Annotated in this window: 18 protein-coding genes and 2 tRNA genes; 6 read left to right on the plus strand and 14 right to left on the minus strand. The window is 65.4% G+C overall.

Annotation, left to right across the window (positions count from 1 at the left end):
• Nucleotides 1–50: 50 nt before the first annotated feature.
• The 4 genes from ABIB54_RS07940 to ABIB54_RS07955 form a co-directional block, all read right to left on the minus strand.
• Nucleotides 51–1,100, minus strand: coding sequence for a sensor histidine kinase (locus ABIB54_RS07940; RefSeq protein WP_354574973.1), 1,050 nt, complete (start codon nt 1,098–1,100; stop codon nt 51–53).
• A complete protein-coding gene (locus tag ABIB54_RS07945; RefSeq protein WP_354574974.1) occupies nt 1,097–1,762 on the minus strand; it encodes a response regulator transcription factor in 666 nt (221 codons plus the stop codon). Before ABIB54_RS07945 ends, ABIB54_RS07940 begins: the two co-directional genes overlap by 4 nt.
• A gap of 130 nt (nt 1,763–1,892) precedes the next feature.
• Complete coding sequence (locus ABIB54_RS07950; RefSeq protein ID WP_354574975.1) at nt 1,893–3,674, minus strand: DEAD/DEAH box helicase; 1,782 nt, start codon at nt 3,672–3,674, stop codon at nt 1,893–1,895.
• 61 nt (nt 3,675–3,735) lie between these two features.
• Nucleotides 3,736–4,443, minus strand: a complete 708-nt coding sequence (locus tag ABIB54_RS07955; RefSeq protein ID WP_354574976.1) for a phosphatase PAP2 family protein — start codon at nt 4,441–4,443, stop codon at nt 3,736–3,738.
• A 127-nt stretch (nt 4,444–4,570) separates the two neighbouring features.
• Between ABIB54_RS07955 and ABIB54_RS07960 the strand changes: the two genes are divergently transcribed.
• Nucleotides 4,571–6,274, plus strand: coding sequence for an alkaline phosphatase family protein (locus ABIB54_RS07960; RefSeq protein WP_354574977.1), 1,704 nt, complete (start codon nt 4,571–4,573; stop codon nt 6,272–6,274).
• Nucleotides 6,275–6,349: 75 nt separating this feature from the next.
• Here the strand turns inward: ABIB54_RS07960 and ABIB54_RS07965 are convergent, their stop codons facing one another.
• The 9 genes from ABIB54_RS07965 to ABIB54_RS08005 form a co-directional block, all read right to left on the minus strand.
• The gene (locus ABIB54_RS07965) at nt 6,350–7,942 is read right to left on the minus strand and encodes an ABC transporter substrate-binding protein (protein WP_354574978.1); all 1,593 of its coding nucleotides are present in this window, start codon (nt 7,940–7,942) and stop codon (nt 6,350–6,352) included.
• Nucleotides 7,943–7,967: 25 nt separating this feature from the next.
• Entirely contained in the window at nt 7,968–8,774 is an 807-nt protein-coding gene (locus ABIB54_RS07970) for an alpha/beta fold hydrolase (protein WP_354574979.1), read from the minus strand.
• Between the two features lie 49 nt (nt 8,775–8,823).
• Entirely contained in the window at nt 8,824–9,606 is a 783-nt protein-coding gene (locus ABIB54_RS07975; protein ID WP_354574980.1) for an ATP-binding cassette domain-containing protein, read from the minus strand.
• Complete coding sequence (locus ABIB54_RS07980) at nt 9,603–10,475, minus strand: ABC transporter ATP-binding protein (RefSeq protein ID WP_354574981.1); 873 nt, start codon at nt 10,473–10,475, stop codon at nt 9,603–9,605. The genes ABIB54_RS07975 and ABIB54_RS07980 overlap by 4 nt, the downstream gene beginning before the upstream one ends.
• Nucleotides 10,472–11,347: an ABC transporter permease gene (locus tag ABIB54_RS07985; protein WP_354574982.1), complete on the minus strand. Its 876-nt coding sequence runs from the start codon at nt 11,345–11,347 to the stop codon at nt 10,472–10,474. Before ABIB54_RS07985 ends, ABIB54_RS07980 begins: the two co-directional genes overlap by 4 nt.
• Entirely contained in the window at nt 11,344–12,303 is a 960-nt protein-coding gene (locus ABIB54_RS07990) for an ABC transporter permease (protein WP_354574983.1), read from the minus strand. Before ABIB54_RS07990 ends, ABIB54_RS07985 begins: the two co-directional genes overlap by 4 nt.
• Nucleotides 12,300–13,100, minus strand: coding sequence for a FadR/GntR family transcriptional regulator (locus ABIB54_RS07995; protein ID WP_354574984.1), 801 nt, complete (start codon nt 13,098–13,100; stop codon nt 12,300–12,302). Before ABIB54_RS07995 ends, ABIB54_RS07990 begins: the two co-directional genes overlap by 4 nt.
• A complete protein-coding gene (locus ABIB54_RS08000; protein WP_354574985.1) occupies nt 13,097–14,368 on the minus strand; it encodes a M20/M25/M40 family metallo-hydrolase in 1,272 nt (423 codons plus the stop codon). Before ABIB54_RS08000 ends, ABIB54_RS07995 begins: the two co-directional genes overlap by 4 nt.
• A gap of 598 nt (nt 14,369–14,966) precedes the next feature.
• Nucleotides 14,967–15,037 (minus strand) — tRNA-Gly (locus tag ABIB54_RS08005).
• A gap of 159 nt (nt 15,038–15,196) precedes the next feature.
• Here ABIB54_RS08005 and ABIB54_RS08010 point away from each other — a divergent pair.
• The 3 genes from ABIB54_RS08010 to ABIB54_RS08020 all read left to right on the plus strand — a co-directional run bounded on the left by ABIB54_RS08010 (nt 15,197) and on the right by ABIB54_RS08020 (nt 17,733).
• Nucleotides 15,197–15,270: transfer RNA gene (locus ABIB54_RS08010), tRNA-Pro, on the plus strand.
• A gap of 69 nt (nt 15,271–15,339) precedes the next feature.
• Nucleotides 15,340–16,755 carry a trigger factor gene (tig, locus tag ABIB54_RS08015; protein WP_354574986.1) on the plus strand — a complete coding sequence of 472 codons (1,416 nt, stop codon included), beginning with the start codon at nt 15,340–15,342 and terminating at the stop codon, nt 16,753–16,755.
• Between the two features lie 63 nt (nt 16,756–16,818).
• Nucleotides 16,819–17,733, plus strand: a complete 915-nt coding sequence (locus tag ABIB54_RS08020; protein WP_354574987.1) for a hypothetical protein — start codon at nt 16,819–16,821, stop codon at nt 17,731–17,733.
• On the opposite strand, the gene ABIB54_RS08025 is transcribed toward ABIB54_RS08020, so the two are convergent.
• Nucleotides 17,667–18,308, minus strand: a complete 642-nt coding sequence (locus tag ABIB54_RS08025; protein WP_354574988.1) for an amino acid deaminase — start codon at nt 18,306–18,308, stop codon at nt 17,667–17,669. The genes ABIB54_RS08020 and ABIB54_RS08025 overlap by 67 nt on opposite strands.
• A 128-nt stretch (nt 18,309–18,436) precedes the next feature.
• On the opposite strand from ABIB54_RS08025, the gene ABIB54_RS08030 reads away from it, so the two are divergent.
• Nucleotides 18,437–19,180 (plus strand): HAD family hydrolase, encoded by a 744-nt coding sequence (locus ABIB54_RS08030; RefSeq protein ID WP_354574990.1) that lies wholly within the window; start codon nt 18,437–18,439, stop codon nt 19,178–19,180.
• Nucleotides 19,177–20,163, plus strand: a complete 987-nt coding sequence (gene phnD / locus ABIB54_RS08035; protein WP_502917103.1) for a phosphate/phosphite/phosphonate ABC transporter substrate-binding protein — start codon at nt 19,177–19,179, stop codon at nt 20,161–20,163. Before ABIB54_RS08030 ends, phnD begins: the two co-directional genes overlap by 4 nt.
• Nucleotide 20,164: the final 1 nt, after the last annotated feature.

Consider the following 20,164-nt stretch of genomic DNA (forward strand, 5'->3'; position numbering starts at 1 on the left):
CGTCTCGGGTCGTGCTTGTTCGTGCAGTCGACGCCATGGGCGTATCGACCCTACGACTCGGCCGCGGGGCGCTGTTCTCGAGCCTGGGGAATGCGCAGTTCGATGGTGGTGCCCGCCGGAGATGTCTCCAGAACGTTCGCTGTGCCGCCGAAGCGCTCGACGGTGTCGCGCACGAGCGACAGTCCGATGCCGAAACCGGTATGCGTGGTGCCGCCCCCGCCGACGGCGGCTCCGGACCGGGCGAAGCGGTCGAAGATGCGACCCGGTTCGATTCCGGTGATTCCCGGTCCGCGGTCCCGCACGCGGACCACCACCGTGTTCTTGATCTCTTCGACGGTCACATCGATGGTCGATCCCGCGGGGGAGAAATCGAGGGCGTTGTCCAGGAGGGTCAGGACACAGCGGTGGATGCTGGTGGCCGGAACTGCGGTGGCGCACCCCTCTGCCGCCTCCAGGTCGATCGAAATCGAGCGTTCCGCAGCCAGGATGGACATCGAGTCGATGGCTCGCTGTGCGATGGGGGCCACCGCGATGGATTCGCCGCTGCCGGGGGAGCGGTCGAGCTCCGCGAGCGCGAGGAGATCGTTGACGATACCGATCAGGGTGCGGGTGTCGCGACGGAGATCGTTCACCGTCTGCGCCGACGGATCGCCGGGGGCCAGGCCGCGCTGCAGCAGTTGGAGACGCGCGTCGAGCACGGTCAGGGGGGTACGCAGCTCATGGCTGGCATCGGCGACGAAGGCCCGCTGCAGCCGCAGCGCGTCACCGAGAGGACGAACGGCACGGCGGGTGGCGAAGAAGCTCATCGTGCCGGCCAGGATGATGGCGATGGTGCCGATCACGAGTCCGCCGACCAGGATCTCCAGGCCGCCGACGTCGATGGTCGTCTCGTGCGATTCCCCCTGGGGGAACAGGCTGCCGGGCTTGAGGTGGGCGAAGACGAAGGTGAAGGCGGCGATGAGCACGACGAGCACGAGCGCGGTCGAGGTGATGGTGATCTGGAAGCCGACGGTGCGCGATGCCCGCCGAATCGCCCGGGCGTCCGAGTCATCCGTCTTGCGCGCGATGCCCCGTTTTTTCAGGGTGCCCCTCGTGCTCACGGGGCCCCCAAGCGGTAGCCCTGCCCGCGGACGGTGGTGATGAGGTCGGTGTCGGTCTTCCGGCGAACGTAGTGCACGTAGGTGTCCACGGTGCCCGGCTGGTCGGTGGAGCCGAAGACCTGGTCCAGAATCTGTTCGCGCGTGTAGGTGCGATGCGGATTCTCCGCGAACAGCCGGAGCAGCTCGTTCTCCCGCTCGGTGAGGATGGTGCGGCCGTCATAGGGCGAGTAGACGGTGCGGCTCTCCGGGTAGAACTCCCATAGCCCGATGCGCACGAACGGCCCCTCACCCGTATAGACCCTCCGGATCGACCGCAACCGGGCGAAGAGCTCGTCGAACTCGAATGGCTTCACCAGGTAGTCGTTCGCCCCGGCGTCCAGACCGCGAACCTTGTCTTGGATGGTGCCGAGCGCCGTGAGAATAAGCATGGGGGTCGTGATTCGCTTGCGGCGGAGGGTCTCGATCACCCCGAGGCCGTCGAGTCCCGGTAAGCGACGATCGACGATCATCACCTCGAACGTGCCCTCGAGCGCCACGGCGACCCCGGTGGTGCCGTCGGCGACCAGGGTGACGGAGTAGACCTCGTCGAGCACCTCGCGCAGGAGGGGACCGAGTTGGGGGTCATCCTCGATGAGCAGCAGGCGGGGCCGCGCGTCGGTCACGGGAGACTCGGGTGCACAGTCATCGTCATCTACCCAGTCTGCCCATTTTCCTCTAAGAATTCTCTAAAGAACATGGCCGGTGCCGATCGGGGTTCGTCGACTCCCGCGGTGACCCATCGCGTACCGAGCTCTAGTCCCGGTAGGACTTGCGCGGGGGTCGGTCGCCCCGGTCGTCGCCGCGGGCAGCGTCCTTCCGTGCCCCGCCCCGGTCGGCCCGGATCTCGATGAGCTTGCCGCTGATGCGGGTGCCCTTGAGTTTGTCGAGCACATCGCCGGGGAGGTTCGCCGGAAGGTCGACCAGCGAGAAGTCGGGAAGGATCTTGATGTGGCCGAAGTCCTCGCGACTGAGACCACCCTCGTTGGCGATCGCGCCGACGATCTGGCGCGGCTCCACCTTGTGCCGCTTGCCCACCTCGATGCGGTAGGTCGACATCGGCCCAGCGTTGGGTCGGGCGCGTCGCTCGGTGCGGTCCGCCCGCTCCGGGCGGTCACCGCGGTCCGGACGATCGCCCCAGTCGGCACGCTCGGCGCGGTCGTGGCGCTGCGCGCGCTCGGGGGAGAGAAGCAGCGGGGTCTCGCCCTGCGCGACGATCGCGAGCGCGGCTGCGACATCCACCTCTGGCACGTCATGGTGCGCGATGTAGTGGCTGATGATGTCGCGGAAGCCCGCGATGCGATCGCCCTGGCCGAGAGCCTCGGTGATGGCGTCGTCGAAGCGGGTCAGGCGGGTGACGTTGACATCCTCGACGCTTGGCAGCTGCATCTGGGTGAGCGGCTGGCGCGTCGCACGCTCGATGGCGTCGAGCAGACGACGTTCGCGAGGGGTGACGAAGCTGATCGCGGCACCGCTGCGTCCCGCACGACCGGTGCGGCCGATGCGGTGAACGTAGGACTCGGTGTCGATGGGGATGTCGTAGTTGACCACGTGGCTGATGCGCTCGACGTCAAGGCCGCGGGCCGCGACATCCGTGGCCACCAGGATGTCGAGCTTGCCCGACTTCAACTGGTTCACCGTGCGTTCGCGCTGGGCCTGGGCGACATCGCCGCTGATGGCTGCGGCGGAGTAGCCGCGCGCCCGCAGCTTCTCGGCGAGGGTCTCGGTCTCGTTCTTGGTGCGGACGAAGACGATCATTCCCTCGAAGTTCTCGACCTCGAGGATGCGCGTGAGCGCATCGACCTTCTGCGGATACGACACCATGAGGTAGCGCTGTGTCGTGTTGGCCGATGTCGTGGTCTTGTTCTCGACGGTGATCTCTTGCGGATCGTGCAGGTACTTCTTCGAGATCCGACGGATCTGCGGAGGCATCGTGGCCGAGAACAGCGCCACCTGCTTGTCGTCCGGGGTGTCGGCGAGGATGGTCTCGACATCCTCGGCGAAGCCCATTTTGAGCATCTCGTCGGCCTCGTCGAGCACGAGGTACTTGAGCTCGGAGAGGTCGAGGGTGCCTTTGGCGAGGTGGTCCATGATGCGTCCGGGAGTGCCGACCACGATGTGCACGCCGCGCCGGAGGGCGGAGAGCTGCACTCCGTAGGCCTGTCCGCCATAGACCGGGAGCACGTGAACGCCACGCATTCCGGAGGCGTACTGCTCGAAGGCCTCGCAGACCTGAAGGGCGAGCTCGCGAGTGGGAGCGAGCACGAGGGCCTGCGGGTTCTTTTGAGCGAGATCGAGGCGGGAGAGGATGGGCAGCGCGAATGCGGCGGTCTTTCCCGTGCCGGTCTGGGCGAGTCCCACGACATCCCGTCCGGCGAGCAGCGGAGGGATGGTCGCTGCCTGGATGGCCGATGGGGTCTCGTACCCGACATCCTTGAGTGCCTTGAGCACGGCGTCGGTCAGGCCGAGTTCGGAGAAAGTGAGCGTGGCGGCGGCAGTGGTTGCCTCGCTGGTCGTGGTGGTGTCAGCTGGCGTCATGTTCTAACGGTAGACGTTCGCCGGGCCACCGTGCCGCGCTGTGGCGGTCGATTCCCGTTACTTACCGCGGATTCGAACGGTGCAGGATGACCCGAGCGCACAGCGCGCACACGAGCGGGCCGACCGTGGCCGACCACAGCACCGAAGCGAGCACATCCGTCGGATAGTGCACTCCGTCGATCATCAGGGCGAACGCGACCAGGACTGCGAAGATCGTCCCCGCCACGAGGGCGAACGCTCGCCAGGGGCCTCGCGGGGCGAGGAACACGAATGCGACGACCACCGCGACGACGAACACCATGTGGCCGCTGGGGAACGAGGCATCGACCGGCTGGTGGGCGAAGGGATGCGACAGCGCGGTGGCATCCGGTCGCGGCCTGTGGATGAGGAATTTCATGACGGCGCTCGGCAGCCAGGTGACGGCCACTATGACGGCGAAGCTGAGAGCCACGCGGAATCGCCGAGTGATCACCAGGATGACGATGGCGATGACGGCGGTGATGATCACGGCCGGGATCGGGCTCAGCACCGCATAGAGTCCGGAGGTGAGGGCGCCAAGGCCGCCCGAACGCAGCGTGTTGAGTGCCTGCGAGGCCCCCCGGTCGAAGCCGGAGAGCAGGCCGAACCTGGTGACACCCAGCCCGAGGGCGGCGACGAAAACCACCCCGAGTACGGCGACAGCGGTGAGCGCCGGCAGCCGGCGACCGAGTGGTGACGGGGAGTTCTCGTCGACGAACGGGCGTATCTGGGGTGCCGGGGGGATGCTCACGTGCCCAATGTCTCCTCCGCTCTCTAAGAAATCCGCAAGTTTCGTGAGATCCGCGTTCGTCGTGGGTGTCCCCGACCGATCGAGAGACGGCTTCCAGCATCGAGGGCCCGGGTGGCAAGGTGTGTAGATGACCGAATCCACTGCTCGATCGCATCGACCAAGCAGACGCTCGGTGCTCGCCGGAACGGTGTGGGGGATCGCGGGGCTCGCGGGCGGAACGGCGCTCGGTGCCGCCCTGCCCAGCGCGACAGTCGCGGAGTCGGAACTTCCCGAGCGGCCGGGCGGCACCGGCTTCGATCACCTGGTGGTTCTTGCTTTCGAGAATCGATCGTTCGACAACCTCTTCGGATACCTGTATTCCTCTCTCGGGCATCCCGTGCCTGCGGGCCAGTCCTTCGAGGGATTGGAGGGGGGAGCCCGGTTCAACCTCGCTCCCGATGGCACCCGCGTCGACGCGCATCCCTATTCCGGGTCGACCGACGCGATCATGGCCAGCCCCTCGCCCAATGCCGGCGAGGAGTATGCGCACATCAATACTCAGCTCTTCGGCATCGTGGATCCGCCAGCGAACGCCACGGCCACCGTGCCGCAGGCGCCGTACAACGCGCCGCCGCCGGGAACGAAGCCCAGCATGAGCGGGTTCGTCACGGACTACATCAACAACCACGCCGCGAAGACCGGGGCACTCCTCACGCCGGACGAATACGGCGCCATCATGGGATCATTCACTCCCGACATGCTGCCGGTGTTCAGCACGCTCGCCCGGAGCTTTGCGATCTACGATCACTGGCACGCTTCGGTGCCGACCCAGACCTTCGCGAACCGATCCTTCATGCACGCATCCACCTCGAGTGGATTCGTGGAGAACAAGGGCGTCCAGGGCTTCGGCAAATGGATCGATCCGGCACTCAACGATGCGCCGACCGTGTTCAACCAGCTCGACGAGGCCGGGGTGAGTTGGGCGGTGTACTTCGACGAGAGCCAGCTCATCTCCTTCACCGGACTGATCCACGCGGCGCGACTCCAGCCCTACTGGAAGACCAACTTCCGCACCATGACCCAGTTTCACGCGGATGTCGCAGCGGGCACCCTGCCCGCCTACAGCTTCATCGAGCCCCGCTTGATCTACAACCACAACGACATGCACCCGGCCACCGAAGCCGTGACAGAACAGACAGTGGAGGGAAAGGTCATCCTGGGAAGCGGCTTTTCCGACGCAAGGGCCGGGGAACAACTGCTCCACGAGGTCTACACCTCGATCAGGAAGAGCTCGGCCGTGAAGGGCTCGAATGCGCTCAACACGATGTTCTTCGTCACCTTCGACGAGACGGGGGGCACCTACGATCACGTTCCCCCTCCGGCAGCAGAGCCTCCGGGCGATGGCGCACCGGGAGAGCTCGGATTCGGATTCGACCGGCTGGGTGCGCGAGTGCCGGCGCTGGCGATCTCCGCCTATACGCCCGCGGGAGCTGTCATCAACGATGAGATGCACCACGGTGCGATCCCGAGCACCCTGCGAGCCCGGTGGGGGCTGAAACCACTGACGGAGCGCGATCGTCACGCTGCGACCCTTAGCAGTGCCGCCACGTTGCCCGCGCCGCGTCAGCCCTCCACCTGGCCGGTGACAACCTCGCATTACGTGCCGCTCAACCCAGAGGCCCCGAGCGCAGCAGTCGGGGCGAAGCCGAATGCCGCGCTCACCCCGCCGGCGGTCGGATTGCTGAGCGTCTTGCTCGCGAAGTATGGGCAGCCGGGGGATCCCATCCCCAAGACCTATGCGGACGCAACGGAACTCCTCGAGAAGCATGGCCGCGAGCTTTTCGGCACCTAGGGCAGGGCTCTCCTCGATGCCGAAGCCGGGCGGGGAGCGTGGTGTTCTCTCCCCGCCCGGCCAGGGTGATCGGAATTACTTGCTGAAGCCGATCTTCGCCATGTTGAGGCTCAGAGTCGGTGTGATCGCCGATCCAACCACATTTTTGTTCATGAGGTAGTTCAGCGTTTCGTAGTGCGTGAAGATGAGCGGAGCATCAGTCGTCATCTGGGTACGAATCTTCTCGTAGAGGGACTCTCGCTCCTTCGTGTCACTGCTCGCCGCGGCCTGGTCGATGAGAGCATCGACTTGCGGGTTCGAGTATCCGGTGGTGTTGATGGGCCCGCCCGCTTTGATGACCAGGGAATAGAAGTTGTCCGGATCGATGGTGCGCTCCTGGTACGCGCTGGTGATCTGGTAGTCACCGCTGCTGAAAGCGTCGTACCAGACGGAGACATCGACTGCCTTGATCGACATGTCGATACCGATCTTCTTCAGTTCGTCTCGAACCACCTGCCCGGTTTTGAGCAGCTCTGGGTACTGGGACAGGCCGAGGTACTCGACCTTCAGTCCGCTGGCGTAGCCGGCCTCGTCCATCAGTTTCTTCGCCTTGGCGATGTCCTGCTTCGCACCAAAGATGCCGGACGCCTTGTACCAAGGTGACCCGGTGGGAACTTCCTCGAGACCGAGTTCGCCGGTGCCGAGATACGCGACATCTCGAATAGCAGAACGGTCGATGGCCAGGGCGATTGCCTGGCGCACCTTCGGGTCGTTGAAGGGCGCCTTCGTCGTGTTGAGCGCGAGGTAATCGGGAATTCCCGCAACCGGGCTCGTCACCAGGGTGAAACGCGGGTCTTTCTTGAGAGTGGGCACCTGCTGGAGAGGGACGGCATCGGCCCAGTCGATCTCACCGGACGACAGGGCGTCGATGCGACTCTGGTCAACTGGAAGGAACTTGAAGGTGATCGAATCGAGATGAGGAAGCCCCTTTTTGAAGTAGCTGGGGTTCTTCTTCAGCGTGATGTGGTCTCCCTGCACCCATTCGACGAATTCGAATGGGCCGGTGCCAACGGGGTGGCGGGCAGGGTCGGAGCTCTCGATTGCCTTCTTGTTCACGATCTCGCCGTTCGTCGCGAGGTTGGTGAGGAAGGGTCCGAATGCAGCCTTCAGGTGGAACACGACGCTGGTGGGCGTCGGTGCATCGATGGAAGCGATCTGGGAGTAGAGCCCCGCGTATGCACTCGCTGTGGCGGGGTTGAGCAGCCTCTCGAAGGTGTACTTAACGTCGGCCGAGCTGAATTTCTCGCCGTTCTGGAACGTAGCGTTGTCGACCAGGGTGAAGGTCCAGGTCGTCGCGTCATCCTGCTTCCACTTCGTGGCGAGGTCGGGCACGAACTTTCCGTTTGCGTCGAGGTCGATCAGCATGCTGAAGATGCCTTCGTAGACCTGCGCGCCCGTGTAGATCGACGATGTGGCGGGATCGAGCACATCGGGTTCGCCTGTGAGTGCGGCTCGAAGGTCGCCTCCGTCTTTGATACCCGATGACGACGTTCCACCGCTCGCCGACGGCGTCGAGCTGGTGCCGCATCCCGTCAGGGCGAGGGCCACGGCGAGTCCGGTTGCGGTGATGAGTGCGGCGATTTTTGCCCGGTGGCCCGTTGAGGGCCGGGGGCGGGAGTGCGTTTTCATTGGTGCCTCTTCCGAATGTGATGGACTAATTTGCGGTGCGGGTGACGAACTCGATGAAGCTGTGGTTGAACGGATCCGGCGATTCCCACAGGCACGCGTGCCCGCCGGGAACTGTCGACCAGCTGGAGCCGGGCAGGCTGGACTGGAGCTGAGCTGAGAGGCGCACGGGGATCAGGATGTCCTCCTCGCCGGCCAAGACCAGCGTCGGTGCGGTGATGTGGGCTAGCCGGTCGAGGGCGTCGTGGGTCTGGATGACGTGCAGTTGCGACAGGTACGCCTCGACTGTCATCGGCAGGGATGCCATGGCCTCCGCGAATTCGGCAGCGTCTTCTGGACGCTCTTGAAAGAACGGACCCGTGAATGCCCAGAGGGCGACATCCCGCATTACGAAGGGCACACCGAGTCCTGTGGCGAGATCAGCCCACATGGCGAACATGTTGAGGCAGAACGCGTCGGGCCTCGCATAGGTGCATCCGAGGGTGAGCGACTTGAGATCCTCGGGGAACGCGATCGCATACTCCTGGGCGATCATGCCGCCCATCGAGACACCCATGAGGTGGAAGTCTGAGATCCCGAGACTGTCGACGAGGGCTTTCGCGTCTTCGGCCATCATCGTGGAGCTGTAAGGACCGGCAGGCTTGTCGGAGTCCCCGATGCCCCGATTGTCAAATCGCAGCACGCGGAATCCCGCCTCGAGCAGCGCGGGTACTTGAAAGTCCCAGGAGTAGAGATCATCGGCGAGTCCGTTGATGAGAACAATCGTCTCTCCGCTGTTCTCCTCGCCGTCGAGACGGTAATTCAGGGTGATTCCGTTCACGTGTGCTGTGGGCACGGTGCGCTCCTTCTGTTGGTGATATGCGTGTTCGTGGGCTCGGTCGGGGTCACTTCGGTCGGGGGATCGCGCCGATCAGCGCTCGGGTGTAGTCATGACTGGGCCGGTTCATGACCTGTTCCGTTTCACCGGTCTCGACGATGACGCCGTGATAGAGCACGGCGACCTCGTTGCTGATGTGCTCGACCACCCCGAGATCGTGTGAGATGAAGATGCAGGCGACGTGGAGGTCGTGTTGCAGGTCCATGAACAGGTTGAGGATCTGTGCTTGCACGCTCATGTCGAGGGCACTCACCGGCTCGTCGGCCACGATGAGTTCGGGCTCGCTCGCGAGAGCGGCCGCGATACTGACACGCTGACGCTGGCCGCCGGAGAGAGTGGTCGGCAGGCGGTCGGCTAGGGTCGTGCTGAGTCCGACCCGGTCGAACAGGTCGAGCACGCGTCGCTCCCGGGTGAGCGGTGTACCGATCCGAAAGCTGTCCAGAGATTCCCGCACGCTTCGCCCGATCGGCCACCGCGGATCGAGACTCCCGTAGGGATCCTGAAACACCGGCTGCACACGTCGGCGGAACGTCGAGCGGTCGGCCCGGGACATCGTGCTGAGTTCCTTCCCGTCGAAGCTGATGACTCCCTCGGACGGCGCGGTGAGGTCGAGGATGCAGCGACCGAGAGTGCTCTTTCCGCTTCCCGATTCCCCGACGAGACCGAGTGTCTGGCCACGCTCGAGCGTCAATGAGACACGGTCGAGTGCCACGGCATCGCGGCGACTCCAGGGAGGACCACCAGCGGGGAAAGACTTGCTCACGTTGTCAACCGTCAGAAGTGAGCTCATGAGCGGCCGTCCCTTCCGGGGAGTGAGTCATCACTTGTCGGCCCGTCGATGCTCCAGTCGTCGGAGATCACCGGAAGGCGGCTTCCGCGCGGAGCCCCAGCCGGGTTGGAGGCCAGGAGTGCTCGGGTGTAGGGGTGCCGGGGTGCGCTGAAGAGATCCGTCGTCTTCGCCACCTCGATGAGTTCCCCCCGGTACATCACCCCCACTCGATCACACACCTGGGCGACAACGCCGAGATCGTGAGTGATGAGAAGAACGGTGGTGCCGTGGGCGGTTCGCAGCGTGTCGATCAGGTTGAGGACCTGCGCCTGGATCGTCACGTCGAGTGCCGTGGTCGGTTCGTCCGCTATGAGCAGCTGCGGCCGGTTCGCCAAGGCGGCAGCGATGACTATTCGCTGCCGTTGGCCGCCGGACAGGCGGTGGGGAGCATCGGAATAGCGGGAGGCGGGGTCGGGGATTCCCACTTCGCCCATGAGCTGGATTGCCCGCGCCTTCGCTTCCCGCAGCGAAATGCGACTGTGCGCGCGAAGGGTCTCCGCGATCTGGTCACCGACCGGCCAGGTGGGATCGAGACTCGCCGAGGCATCCTGGAAGATCATCGCGACCTCGTTGCCGCGCAGGTTTCGGAGTTCGGCTGTGTCGAGGTGCGTGACCTCCCGCCCGTTCATGGAGATGCTTCCCGTTGTCTGGGCGATAGTCGGAAGCAGGCTCATCACGGCGTTCGCTAGGGTGCTCTTGCCGCTGCCGCTTTCGCCGACGATCCCGAAGATCTCGCCACGGTTGAGGGTGAGCGACACATCGCGCACGGCGGGTTCGGGTTGTGCGCCGAAGCGCACTGACACCTGGGAGAGCGCGAGGATGTCGGTCATTCGGCCACTCCTGCCGGATCGAAGGCGCGGCGAAGACCCTCGCCGAGAAGCGTGAATGCGAGCACCGCGATCACGATCGCGAGGCCGGGAAAGACCTCGACCCAGGGAGCCTGGATCAGGACGTCCCGACCGTCGGCCAGCATGCCTCCGAGCGACGGGGTAGGCGGCTGGGTTCCCAGGCCGAGAAAGCTGAGTCCCGCCTCGAGCTGAAGGGCGAACGCACTGAGAATCGACGCCTGCACGATGACCGGACCTATCGCATTCGGGGCCACATGGGTCCCGATGATTCGAAGGTGGCTCGCTCCCCGCGCCCGCGCTCCGGCCACATAGTCGTTGCGCGTCACGACGAGGGTGCTGCTTCGCATTACCCGAGCCAGGATGGGCAGGTAGATGACGGCGATAGCGAGGCCGGCAACCGTGCTTCCCGGGCCGAGGATCGCGATCAGCGTTATCGCCAGGAGCATGGCCGGCAGGACGAGGACCATGTCGAGGGTGCGCGAGATCGCGGTATCCACCCAGCTGCCGAAGTAGCCCGCGGCCAGTCCGAGCGGTACGGCCACGAGTGTGGCGACCAGGACCGCCGAAATCGAGACGAGGAGGCTGACGCGCAAACCGAAGAGAACCCGGCTGAGCACGTCTCGTCCGAGCACATCCGAGCCGAAGGGATGCTGGAGGTTGGGGGTGCCGAGCACCCTGCTCACCTCGACGGTTTCCGGATCGTGGGGCGCGAGGATCGGCGCCAGGATGGCGACGACGGCGAGCGCAGCCAGGATCAGGATGCCGGCGAGGATGAAACGGTTCGCCGTTCGACGTCGTCTGCGAGGTGGTCGCATCCGTGTCGAAGTCGTGCCGGGAACGAGGGCCGTGGTCATGTGGAGGCTCCGTCCGAGACACGCGGGTCGAGCCAGCCGACGATCAGGTCGGTGAGCAGGGAGACCACGATGAATGTCGTCGCGATGGCGAGAACGCCTACCTGCACGGTGGGGTAGTTCCGTTGGTTGATCGCGGTGACGATGAGTTTGCCGACACCGGGCAAGGCGAAGAGCGTCTCGATGATGATGGCCCCTCCGAGCAGCACGCCGAATTGGATTCCGATCACGGTGACGATGGCCGGGCCGGCGTTCCTGAGCGCATGCCCGAACACGATGCGGCCGGGACGGATCCCTTTCGCCCGGAGGAACAGCACGAACGGTTGGTCGAGGACGGTCGACACCGCAGCGCGGGTGGTGCGGAGGATGTAGGCTGCCTCGCCCACCGCGAGGGTCAGCACAGGCAGGATCATGTAGCGCAGATTGTCGAGGGGATTGTCGGTGAACGGCACATAGCCGGATGGGGGAAGCAGTGCGAGAGTGCCCGTGAACAGGAGCACGAGCATGATTCCGAGCCAGAAATCGGGGATGCTGACGCCGAGAATGACGAACCCCTCGGTGAGTCGGCGAACCCAACGCCCCCCGACGGCGGCGCGGACTCCGAGCGGCACGCCGATGGCGACGGCAAGAAGCATGGACAATCCCGCGAGTTCGAAGGTGACCGGCAGCCGCTGGGCGAGCAACTCGGCCAGGGAGGCATGGCTGACGATGTCGGTGCCGAGATCCCCGCGGAAAAGGGCTCCGATCCAGTTCACGTACTGCGCGAAGAGATTCTGGTCGAGCCCGAGCTGGTGACGAATCTCCGCGACATTCGCGGCCGTTGCCCGGAATCCGAGCATCGTGCGCACCGGGTCGCCTGGCACGAGCCGGATGATCAGGAAGACCACGATGCTCATGATGAAGAGCACCGGAATCGTGAGCAGTATTCTGCGCACGACGAAGGCGAGGCGGGAGGTCATCGCTCATCCCCCGTCTCGTTGTCTCGCTCCGCGCGCGCGATCAGGTCCCTGATGAGCGATTCGGAGAGCACGAAGTGAAGGGCCGCGATGTCGCCGGCGTCGTCGACCCTTCCCTCGATGACCGCTTGCACGAGGTCGTGGTGCTGGTGGATGGCTGTCTGTCGCACCGAGTCGGTGTAGGGCTCCGCGCCGAGGTTCAGGCTGATCTTCGTCCGAAGGTCCACCGACAGGTTCACCAACAGCTGATTGTGACTGGCCTCCGCGATCGCGCGGTGCAGCATCGAGTCGGCGTTGCGGGAGGCATCGTGGTTCGGGGCATCCTGGTATGCCCGAAGGGCCGCCTGAATCCTGATGTCGTCATCTTCCGTGTGCCGAAGAGCCGCCGTGCGGGCGATCAGCGGTTCGATCAGAGTGCGAGCGTCGAACAGCTCCTCGAACTCGGACCATTTCGGCACCAGATGGCGGCGAACGTGCTCGGCCGATGTCGGGCCCCAGGTGGAGAGAACGAAGTACCCGCCATTGCGTCCGCGGCGCACCTCGAGGTACCCCGTGTCGGTGAGCTGCCCCAATGCTTCGCGCACCGAGGTGCGCGACACTCCGAGCATCGACGCGAGTTCGCGTTCGGTCGGAAGCTGCTGTGCAGGCACATACAGTCCGAGAGCGATGGCGGTGATCAGCCGGTCGGCCACATCGTCGGCGACGTGCCGCGCCACGATGGGGCTTCCCCAGGCGAGGGTCGCGGCGGCGCTGTCATTCGCGGCGAGAAAAGCCTCTGGCCCCGCGCCGTGCGCGATCATGATTGCTCCTCTCGGGTGAAGCGGGTGAGGAGGAAGCGCGCCAGGGTGCGCGCGGCCGCCACGATGCTGTCGAGTTCCACAGACTCATCCACCCCGTGCATGTCGTGGGCGACTGCGCCGTAACACACGGCGGGAATCTCGAACCCGTTGAGGTAGGTGCGCGCATCGGTGGTGCTTCCGAGGGTGAATGCCGTCGGGAGTGTGCCGTGCGCGTCGAAGTGCGCGGCACTGAGGTCTCTCACCAGCGGCGAGTCTGTGGCGAGAAGGTATCCGTCCGCCCGGAAACCCGTGAGGGTCACCCGGGGAGGAAGCGCGAAGTCGCTTTCCGCCTCGACCAGCTCCGCGATGGCTCGGCGAACTTCCTTCTCTGCAGTGTCAGGAGTCCACGCTCGGGGGAACCCGACGCGAATGCTCAAGGTCGCCGTCGATGGCGCCGTCGAGGTCCAGTCACCGGAGTGCACCTTGCCGAGATTGACGTTGTAGGGGTTCTCGCCGATCGCCATGCTCGGTTCCGGCAGCGTGGACGCGAGCTGTTCCGACCACCTGGTGAGGCCGTGAAAGACCTTCATCCCCAGTTCGAGGGCGTTGGCGTTGAGGTTGGCCTCTTGGGCATGACCGGAGAGCGCGGTCACGTCGACATCGATCCAGAGCACTCCGACCCCGCCAACCATCAGTCCGAGATCAGTTGGTTCGAGCAGCACGACTTCGGCCGCGGTGATGTCGTGATCGATGATCGAATGAAGCGCTCCATTACCGGTGCACTCCTCCTCGATGACCGCGAGGAACCCTAGTCGCTGCTGGGAGAAGAGGGCCGGTGCGACCTCAGCGAGGGAGCGAAGGGCAAGGGAGCCGATCGCGAACCCGCTCTTCATGTCGCCGGTCCCCCTTCCGAAGAGGCGGCCACCCCGCCGCTCGGGTTCGAAGGGAGGCGAGGTCCACAGGTGGGGGGTCATTGCCGGCACGACATCCATGTGGCCGTTCAGCAGTAGTTTCAGGGGCCCGTGACCGGGCGTGCGGGCGAGCACCTGGTAACGCGCAGCCGCGTTGCTCGACTCGGGCTGGGTGATTCCCGCGCGCGGGTGAGAGAGAGGCGTGTTCGGGAACGCCAGTTTCTCCGAGCGCAGTCCGATGGCTTCCATCTCTAGGGCGAAGACGTCGAGTGCGCCCTGTTCGTGGCCCACCGTGCTCGGCGCGCGCACCAGGTCTTCCAGGAAGTGAAACGCGCGCTCGGAATTGCTCGCGATGACGTTATCGAGCTCGGTCAGCATGAATCCTCTTTAGGTCTAGAGTCCAGACCCTAATCCTTTTTCAGTCGACTCAGAAGTGCAATCTCGAGAAGTTCCGGATTTGTTACCTGCCGTGTTCTTCTGCGACACATGGCCGAAACATCAGGTGGAGAAACCACGCCCGGATACTCGCCTCGGGACCCGGAGAGCGATCAATCGATGACGGGCACGCCTTCGAATGGGCTCTTGCGATCGTCATCGCCGTCGTGGCGCACGACGAAGGGTGCGACGAATGCGCGCCTGTCGCAGCGGCAATCGAGGAGCTCGGGGGATACCCGATGGCGTCCGCTTCGCCGTTTACCTGTCGGTCGACAGCGATAGCAGGGCTGACGTTCCATCGAGGGAAGCCAGGGGCGACCGAAGCTGAGGGATGCGACGCACACAGCCCGGTGATGGCGGGTAAGCCCGCCGGATCAGGCTGGCGCCCCCGCCCGGCCCCTCGCTCAACAGCCATACGAGGCGAGCCGGCGCATCCGGTTCCTTCCGAGCGCGGAAAAGACCGGATGTGCCGTCTCGCCGCGATCGAAAGGGGCAGAGGTCGCGAGAGGACAGGACCGAGGGGCCGGGGCTCCTGAATGAGAGGGGATGACGGGAATCGAACCCGCGCCATCAGTTTGGAAAACTGAGGCTCTACCATTGAGCTACATCCCCATGGGCTGCCGGCCGAGGCCGATTGCGCGGTTACCACCTTATTACATGAGTGGGGATGCGAGAACCAGCTCGCAGGATCGGTGCGATAGGCTTGCCGAGGCCTATTTTCGGGCGCCTAGCGGCGTTCCTTCGCTGGGCCACCGGGCCCGACAGGCCCATCGGGATGTAGCTCAGCTTGGTAGAGTGCTCGGTTTGGGGCCGAGATGTCGCAGGTTCGACTCCTGTCATCCCGACATCACCCGCATGACCCCCAGTAGAACTGCCCAAGAATCACGCACACAAGAGCAAGCAGGAGAACCAACGTGAAGACCACGGTCGAGAAGCTGAGCCCGACACGAGTGAAGCTGAGCATTTCAGTCACTCCCGATGAGCTCAAGCCCAGCATTGATCACGCGTACAGCCACATCGCCGAGTCGGTCAACATCCCCGGCTTCCGCAAGGGCAAGGTTCCGCCGCCCATCATCGACCAGCGCGTCGGCCGCGACGAGGTGCTCAACCACGCCGTCAGCGATGGTCTCGACAAGTTCTACCGCCAGGCCATCGAGGAGCAGAAGATCCGTCCGCTCGGTCGCCCCGAAGCGGATGTCACCGGCCTGCCGAGCACGAAGGACTTCTCCGGCGACCTCGAGGTGACCGTCGAAGTCGACGTGCGCCCGGAGTTCACCGTTCCGAACCTGGACGGGATCACCCTCACCGTCGACGCGATCGAGGTCACGGATGAGGAGGTCGAGACCGAGCTGCAGAACCTGCTCTCGCGCTTCGGCACTCTCATCACGGTCGACCGCCCCGCGACCACCGGGGACTTCGCGCAGATCGACCTCGTCGCCACCATCGGCGGCAATGAGGTCGACACGGCCAACGCGATCTCGTACGAGGTCGGATCCGGCGACCTGATCGACGGCATCGACGAGGCCCTCGACGGTCTCAGCGCCGGCGAGACCACCGTCTTCGAGTCCAAGCTGCTCGGAGGCGACAACGAGGGCGAGTCCGCGGAGATCACCGTGAAGCTGCTCGCCGTGAAGGAGCGAGAGCTTCCCACAGCGGACGACGACTTCGCCCAGATCGCCAGCCAGTTCGACACCATCGGCGAGCTCAAGGACGACATCAAGGTGCAGGTGAGCCGCTCGAAGGTCTTCGGCCAGGGCACGCAGGCCCGCGACCAGGTCGTCGACAAGCTCCTCGAGTCCGTCGAGATCCCGGTTCCGCCGCAGCTCGTGCTCGACGAGGTGCACCGTCACCTCGAGAACGAGAACCGTCTCGAGGACGAGGTGCACCGTGCAGAGGTCACCGAGTCGAGCGAGAAGACCTTCCGCAGCCAGATCCTGCTCGACACGATCGCCGAGGCCGAAGAGGTCAAGGTGAGCCAGGATGAGCTCACGCAGTACCTGATCCAGGGTGCGGCCCAGTACAACATGGAGCCGGGCGAGTTCATCAAGGTGCTCGACTCCAACGGACAGATCCCCGGCATGATCGGTGAGGTCGCCCGCGGCAAGGCCCTTGCCATCGTGCTGTCGAAGGCGAAGGTCGTCGACTCCAACGGAGACGACGTCGACATGACCGAGTTCACGGCTCCCGTCACCGGATCCGGCGACGACGACGAGGACTTCGTCGAGGCGAGCGCCGGCTCAGACGAGCACGAGGGCCACAGCCACGGTGGCGCGAAGGACAGCCACGGCCGTTCAGCCAACAACGAGCACTACGGTCACGACCACAAGTAGTCGTGCCGATTGACCCCCCGCGTTCGACGGCGATCGCATCGCCGTCGAACCGGAGTTGAGACCATGCTCGATCTCGGCCTGCTCTTCGACGTGGACGGGCCTCTCGCGAGCCCGGTGAGCCGCAGCATCCGCATTCCCAGCATTCTCGACGACCTCGTGGCTCTGGCCGCCGCGGGGGTGCCGATCGCCTTCATCACGGGTCGATCCGACACCTTCATCCGCGACGAGGTGATCGCCCCGCTGCTGCGCGTCGGGCTCGCCACCGCCCTCGCCGCACCGGGGGCGCGCATGTTCGGTGTGTTCGAAAAGGGCGGCTCCTGGGCGCCCATCACGAGTGCCGGTATGGGCGAGGTCACCGTCGACGAGAGCGTCGCGCCGCCGGCCTCGATCGTCGACGGAGTGCGTTCACTGGTCGCCGACGGGTTCTCCGACACGATGTTCTTCGACGAGACGAAGAGGGCGATGATCTCCGTCGAGCAGCGCACCGATGTCTCGCCCGAGACCTACCTGCATGCCCAGGCGTGGTTCAACGACGCGAGCTTCGCCCTCGCCGCCGCGGCGGGCGTCGGTGTGAAGCTCGGTTCACGATCGGCCCCTGATGCCGCGGGCCGTGTGTCCTTCCGGCTGGAGTCCACCATCATCTCCACCGACATCGAATCGGTGCGGCTCGACAAGGACCGAGGGGCCGAACGTGCCCTCGAGTACTTCGCCGGCCTCGGACCGCTCCCCACGCTGTGGCGGTCGGTCGGGGACTCCCGCAGCGACTACCTGATGGCCGACCACCTGCATGGGGCGGGATACGACGTGGCTCACGTCGACGTGCGCCCCGCGGACGGCATCCTCGAGCGCCCCTACCGCGTCATCGTGGAGGGCGACGCGATCCACGATGAGGCTGGGGCCGCATTCCTCGGCTACTGGGTGCGGAGACTCGCCGCGAGCTCGGATCCCGGCGCAAGCGACACCGTCGCTGCGTTGTAGCGCAGCCGCGGCGCCTGCTGCTCGAGCGAGCGGCAGAAGGATGGGGACGCCGCGGCCAGTGGAAACGCCGTGATCGCGCGCATCCGTCCCGCTTCGCGAACTCCGTAGAGCAGCGCAGCAGCCGTGGCGTGGCCGACCACGACGGTGCGCACTGCGCTGGCGCCATCGATGGACTGCTGATCGAGCACCAGCAGTGCGTCGCCCGGTGGTTCGATGATGCGGGGGAGTACGGCGGCGGAGACGCGGGAGAGGAGAGTGCCAGTGCCGACCGGGAGGAATGCGTGCCGCGGGAGGCCGAGAGTGCTCGCGAGGGCGCCATCCAGCCACCGGTCACGCTTGAGTCCGTAGGGCGTCTGAACGGTCGAGAGCAGGTAACCGTAGACGTGGAGAAGGCCCGCGTTGCCGATCGGCCACGCGGCCTCGATCGCCGCGAGGTCGTGCAATCGCTCGAACTCGTCCCGCGCGATCACCGGCGCCGCGATGTTCTCGTCGATGACGGTCGACAGCCCCCAGTCGTCGAAGGCTGAGTTCGCGGCGTCCGCCCGAATCTGGTCATCGAGCGTCTCGCGGGTCACCTCTCCATCGTAGGGAGGGGTCACCCAGGATTTACACGCTGTTAACCTCCGCGTGGTCATTTCGTCGCTGTTGTGGTCCTACTGTGGACATTGCGTCCATGAGGGGACGAGGGAATGGGGAGATCCACGTGGCACAGCACGGGAAGGTCATGGTGTTCGACTTCGACGGCACAGTGTCGCTCGGGGACGGACCCGTGCGCTCCTACGCGCGCTTCGTCGCTGCCGGACTCGAGCGGGCCGAGCGCGACACGTTCCTCGCCGCCATCGAGGCTGGCCTCGCCGGCGACCTTCCGGACGGGATCGACCCCCTCGACGGGTACGATCTCGTTCGCCTTCTCGCCGCTCCCTTCGCGGTGACGGATGCCGCGCACTCTGCCGCGTACTCGAGCAGCCGTGGAGAGCTGGCGAGCGTTGCCGCCCCCATCCTCGCCCCTGTCGGTCTGGCCGCGTTCCTCGCGGCGGCACGCACGAAAGCCCGACTGGTTCTCGCGACGAATGCGCCAGAGACCCGCATCGCCGAAGCACTCGATTCGCTCGGACTCGCCGGGGCCTTCGACGAGGTGCACACGACCGTCGGCAAGCCGGCCGGGCTCGATTCGATCATCGACGGGCTGCTTGCCGATTCGACGGTCGAGGATGCCGCATCCGCCCTCGTGAGCGTCGGCGACGTCTGGACCAACGACCTCGATCCCGCCCACCGCCGCGGAGCGACGACAGCGCTCGTCGGGCCGCGGAGGGATGCCCGCGCGACGCCGACGCTGCACGCCGCTTCGCTCGAGGAGCTCTACCCCCCGCTCTCCGCCTGGCTCGAATCGCCACACCGCACCACCTCCACCGCATCCTCCACTCTCGAAACGAAGGTAGAAAAGTGATCTCCAGAACGGCACTCCTCCGCTCATCGGTCGCCCTGGCTGCAGTCGCAGTCACCGCGGTCACCCTCTCCGGATGCTCGGCCCCGGCCGGCTCCACCACCAACACCAGCGCGGCCAAGGATCCGACCTCCCTCACCCTCGCGCTGGTCCCGTCGCAGGACCAGGCCGGCCTGGTCGACACGGCGAAGCCGCTGACCGACATGCTCACCAAGGCGCTGAAGATGCCGGTGACCGGTGTCGTGTCCAAGGACTACCAGGCGGCGGTCGAGGCGATGGGCGCCGGCCAGGCGCAGATCGGGTTCCTGCCCTCACTGCAGCTGTGGCAGGCGAGCGACCGGTATGGAGCAACCGTCGTGCTGCAGACCGAGCGCAACGGCAACATCACCTACCCCGCCCAGTTCATGACCAACAACCCGGACAAGTACTGCACCGACACCCCGGTCGAGCGCGACGGCAAGCTGTTCTGCAACGGCGCCGACGCCCTCAAGGGACCGGCGGGGCTCTCTTCCATCAAGAAGGTCAGGGGAGCCAAGGTCGCCGTGCTCGGCCCCGGGTCGCCGGCCGGCTACATCTACCCGATTCTCGCGCTGAAGAATGCCGGACTCAACACCGACACCGACATCCAGCAGATCCCCGTCACGGCCAACGATGCCTCTGTTCTCGCCGTCTACAACGGTGACGCCGAGGTCGGTTTCAGCTTCTGGGATGCTCGTGACATCGTGAAGAGCGACAAGCCGGACGTGGGAAAGAAGGTGGTGGTGTTCGCGCTCACCGACGAGATCCCGAACGATGGCGTCGCGCTCACCAAGGACCTCTCGCCCCAGCTTCAGGACAAGATCACGAAGGCGCTCGCTGACTACTCGAACACCCCGGACGGATCGAAGGTGCTCACCTCCATCTACTCCATCACCAAGCTCGCCCCGGCAAACCCCAAGACCCTCACCGTGGTCGCGGACGCCGCCAAGAAGCTCGGACTGCAGTAAC

Origin of the sequence: Frigoribacterium sp. UYMn621, from assembly GCF_040549525.1 — a bacterium.
GTDB lineage: Bacteria > Actinomycetota > Actinomycetes > Actinomycetales > Microbacteriaceae > Lacisediminihabitans.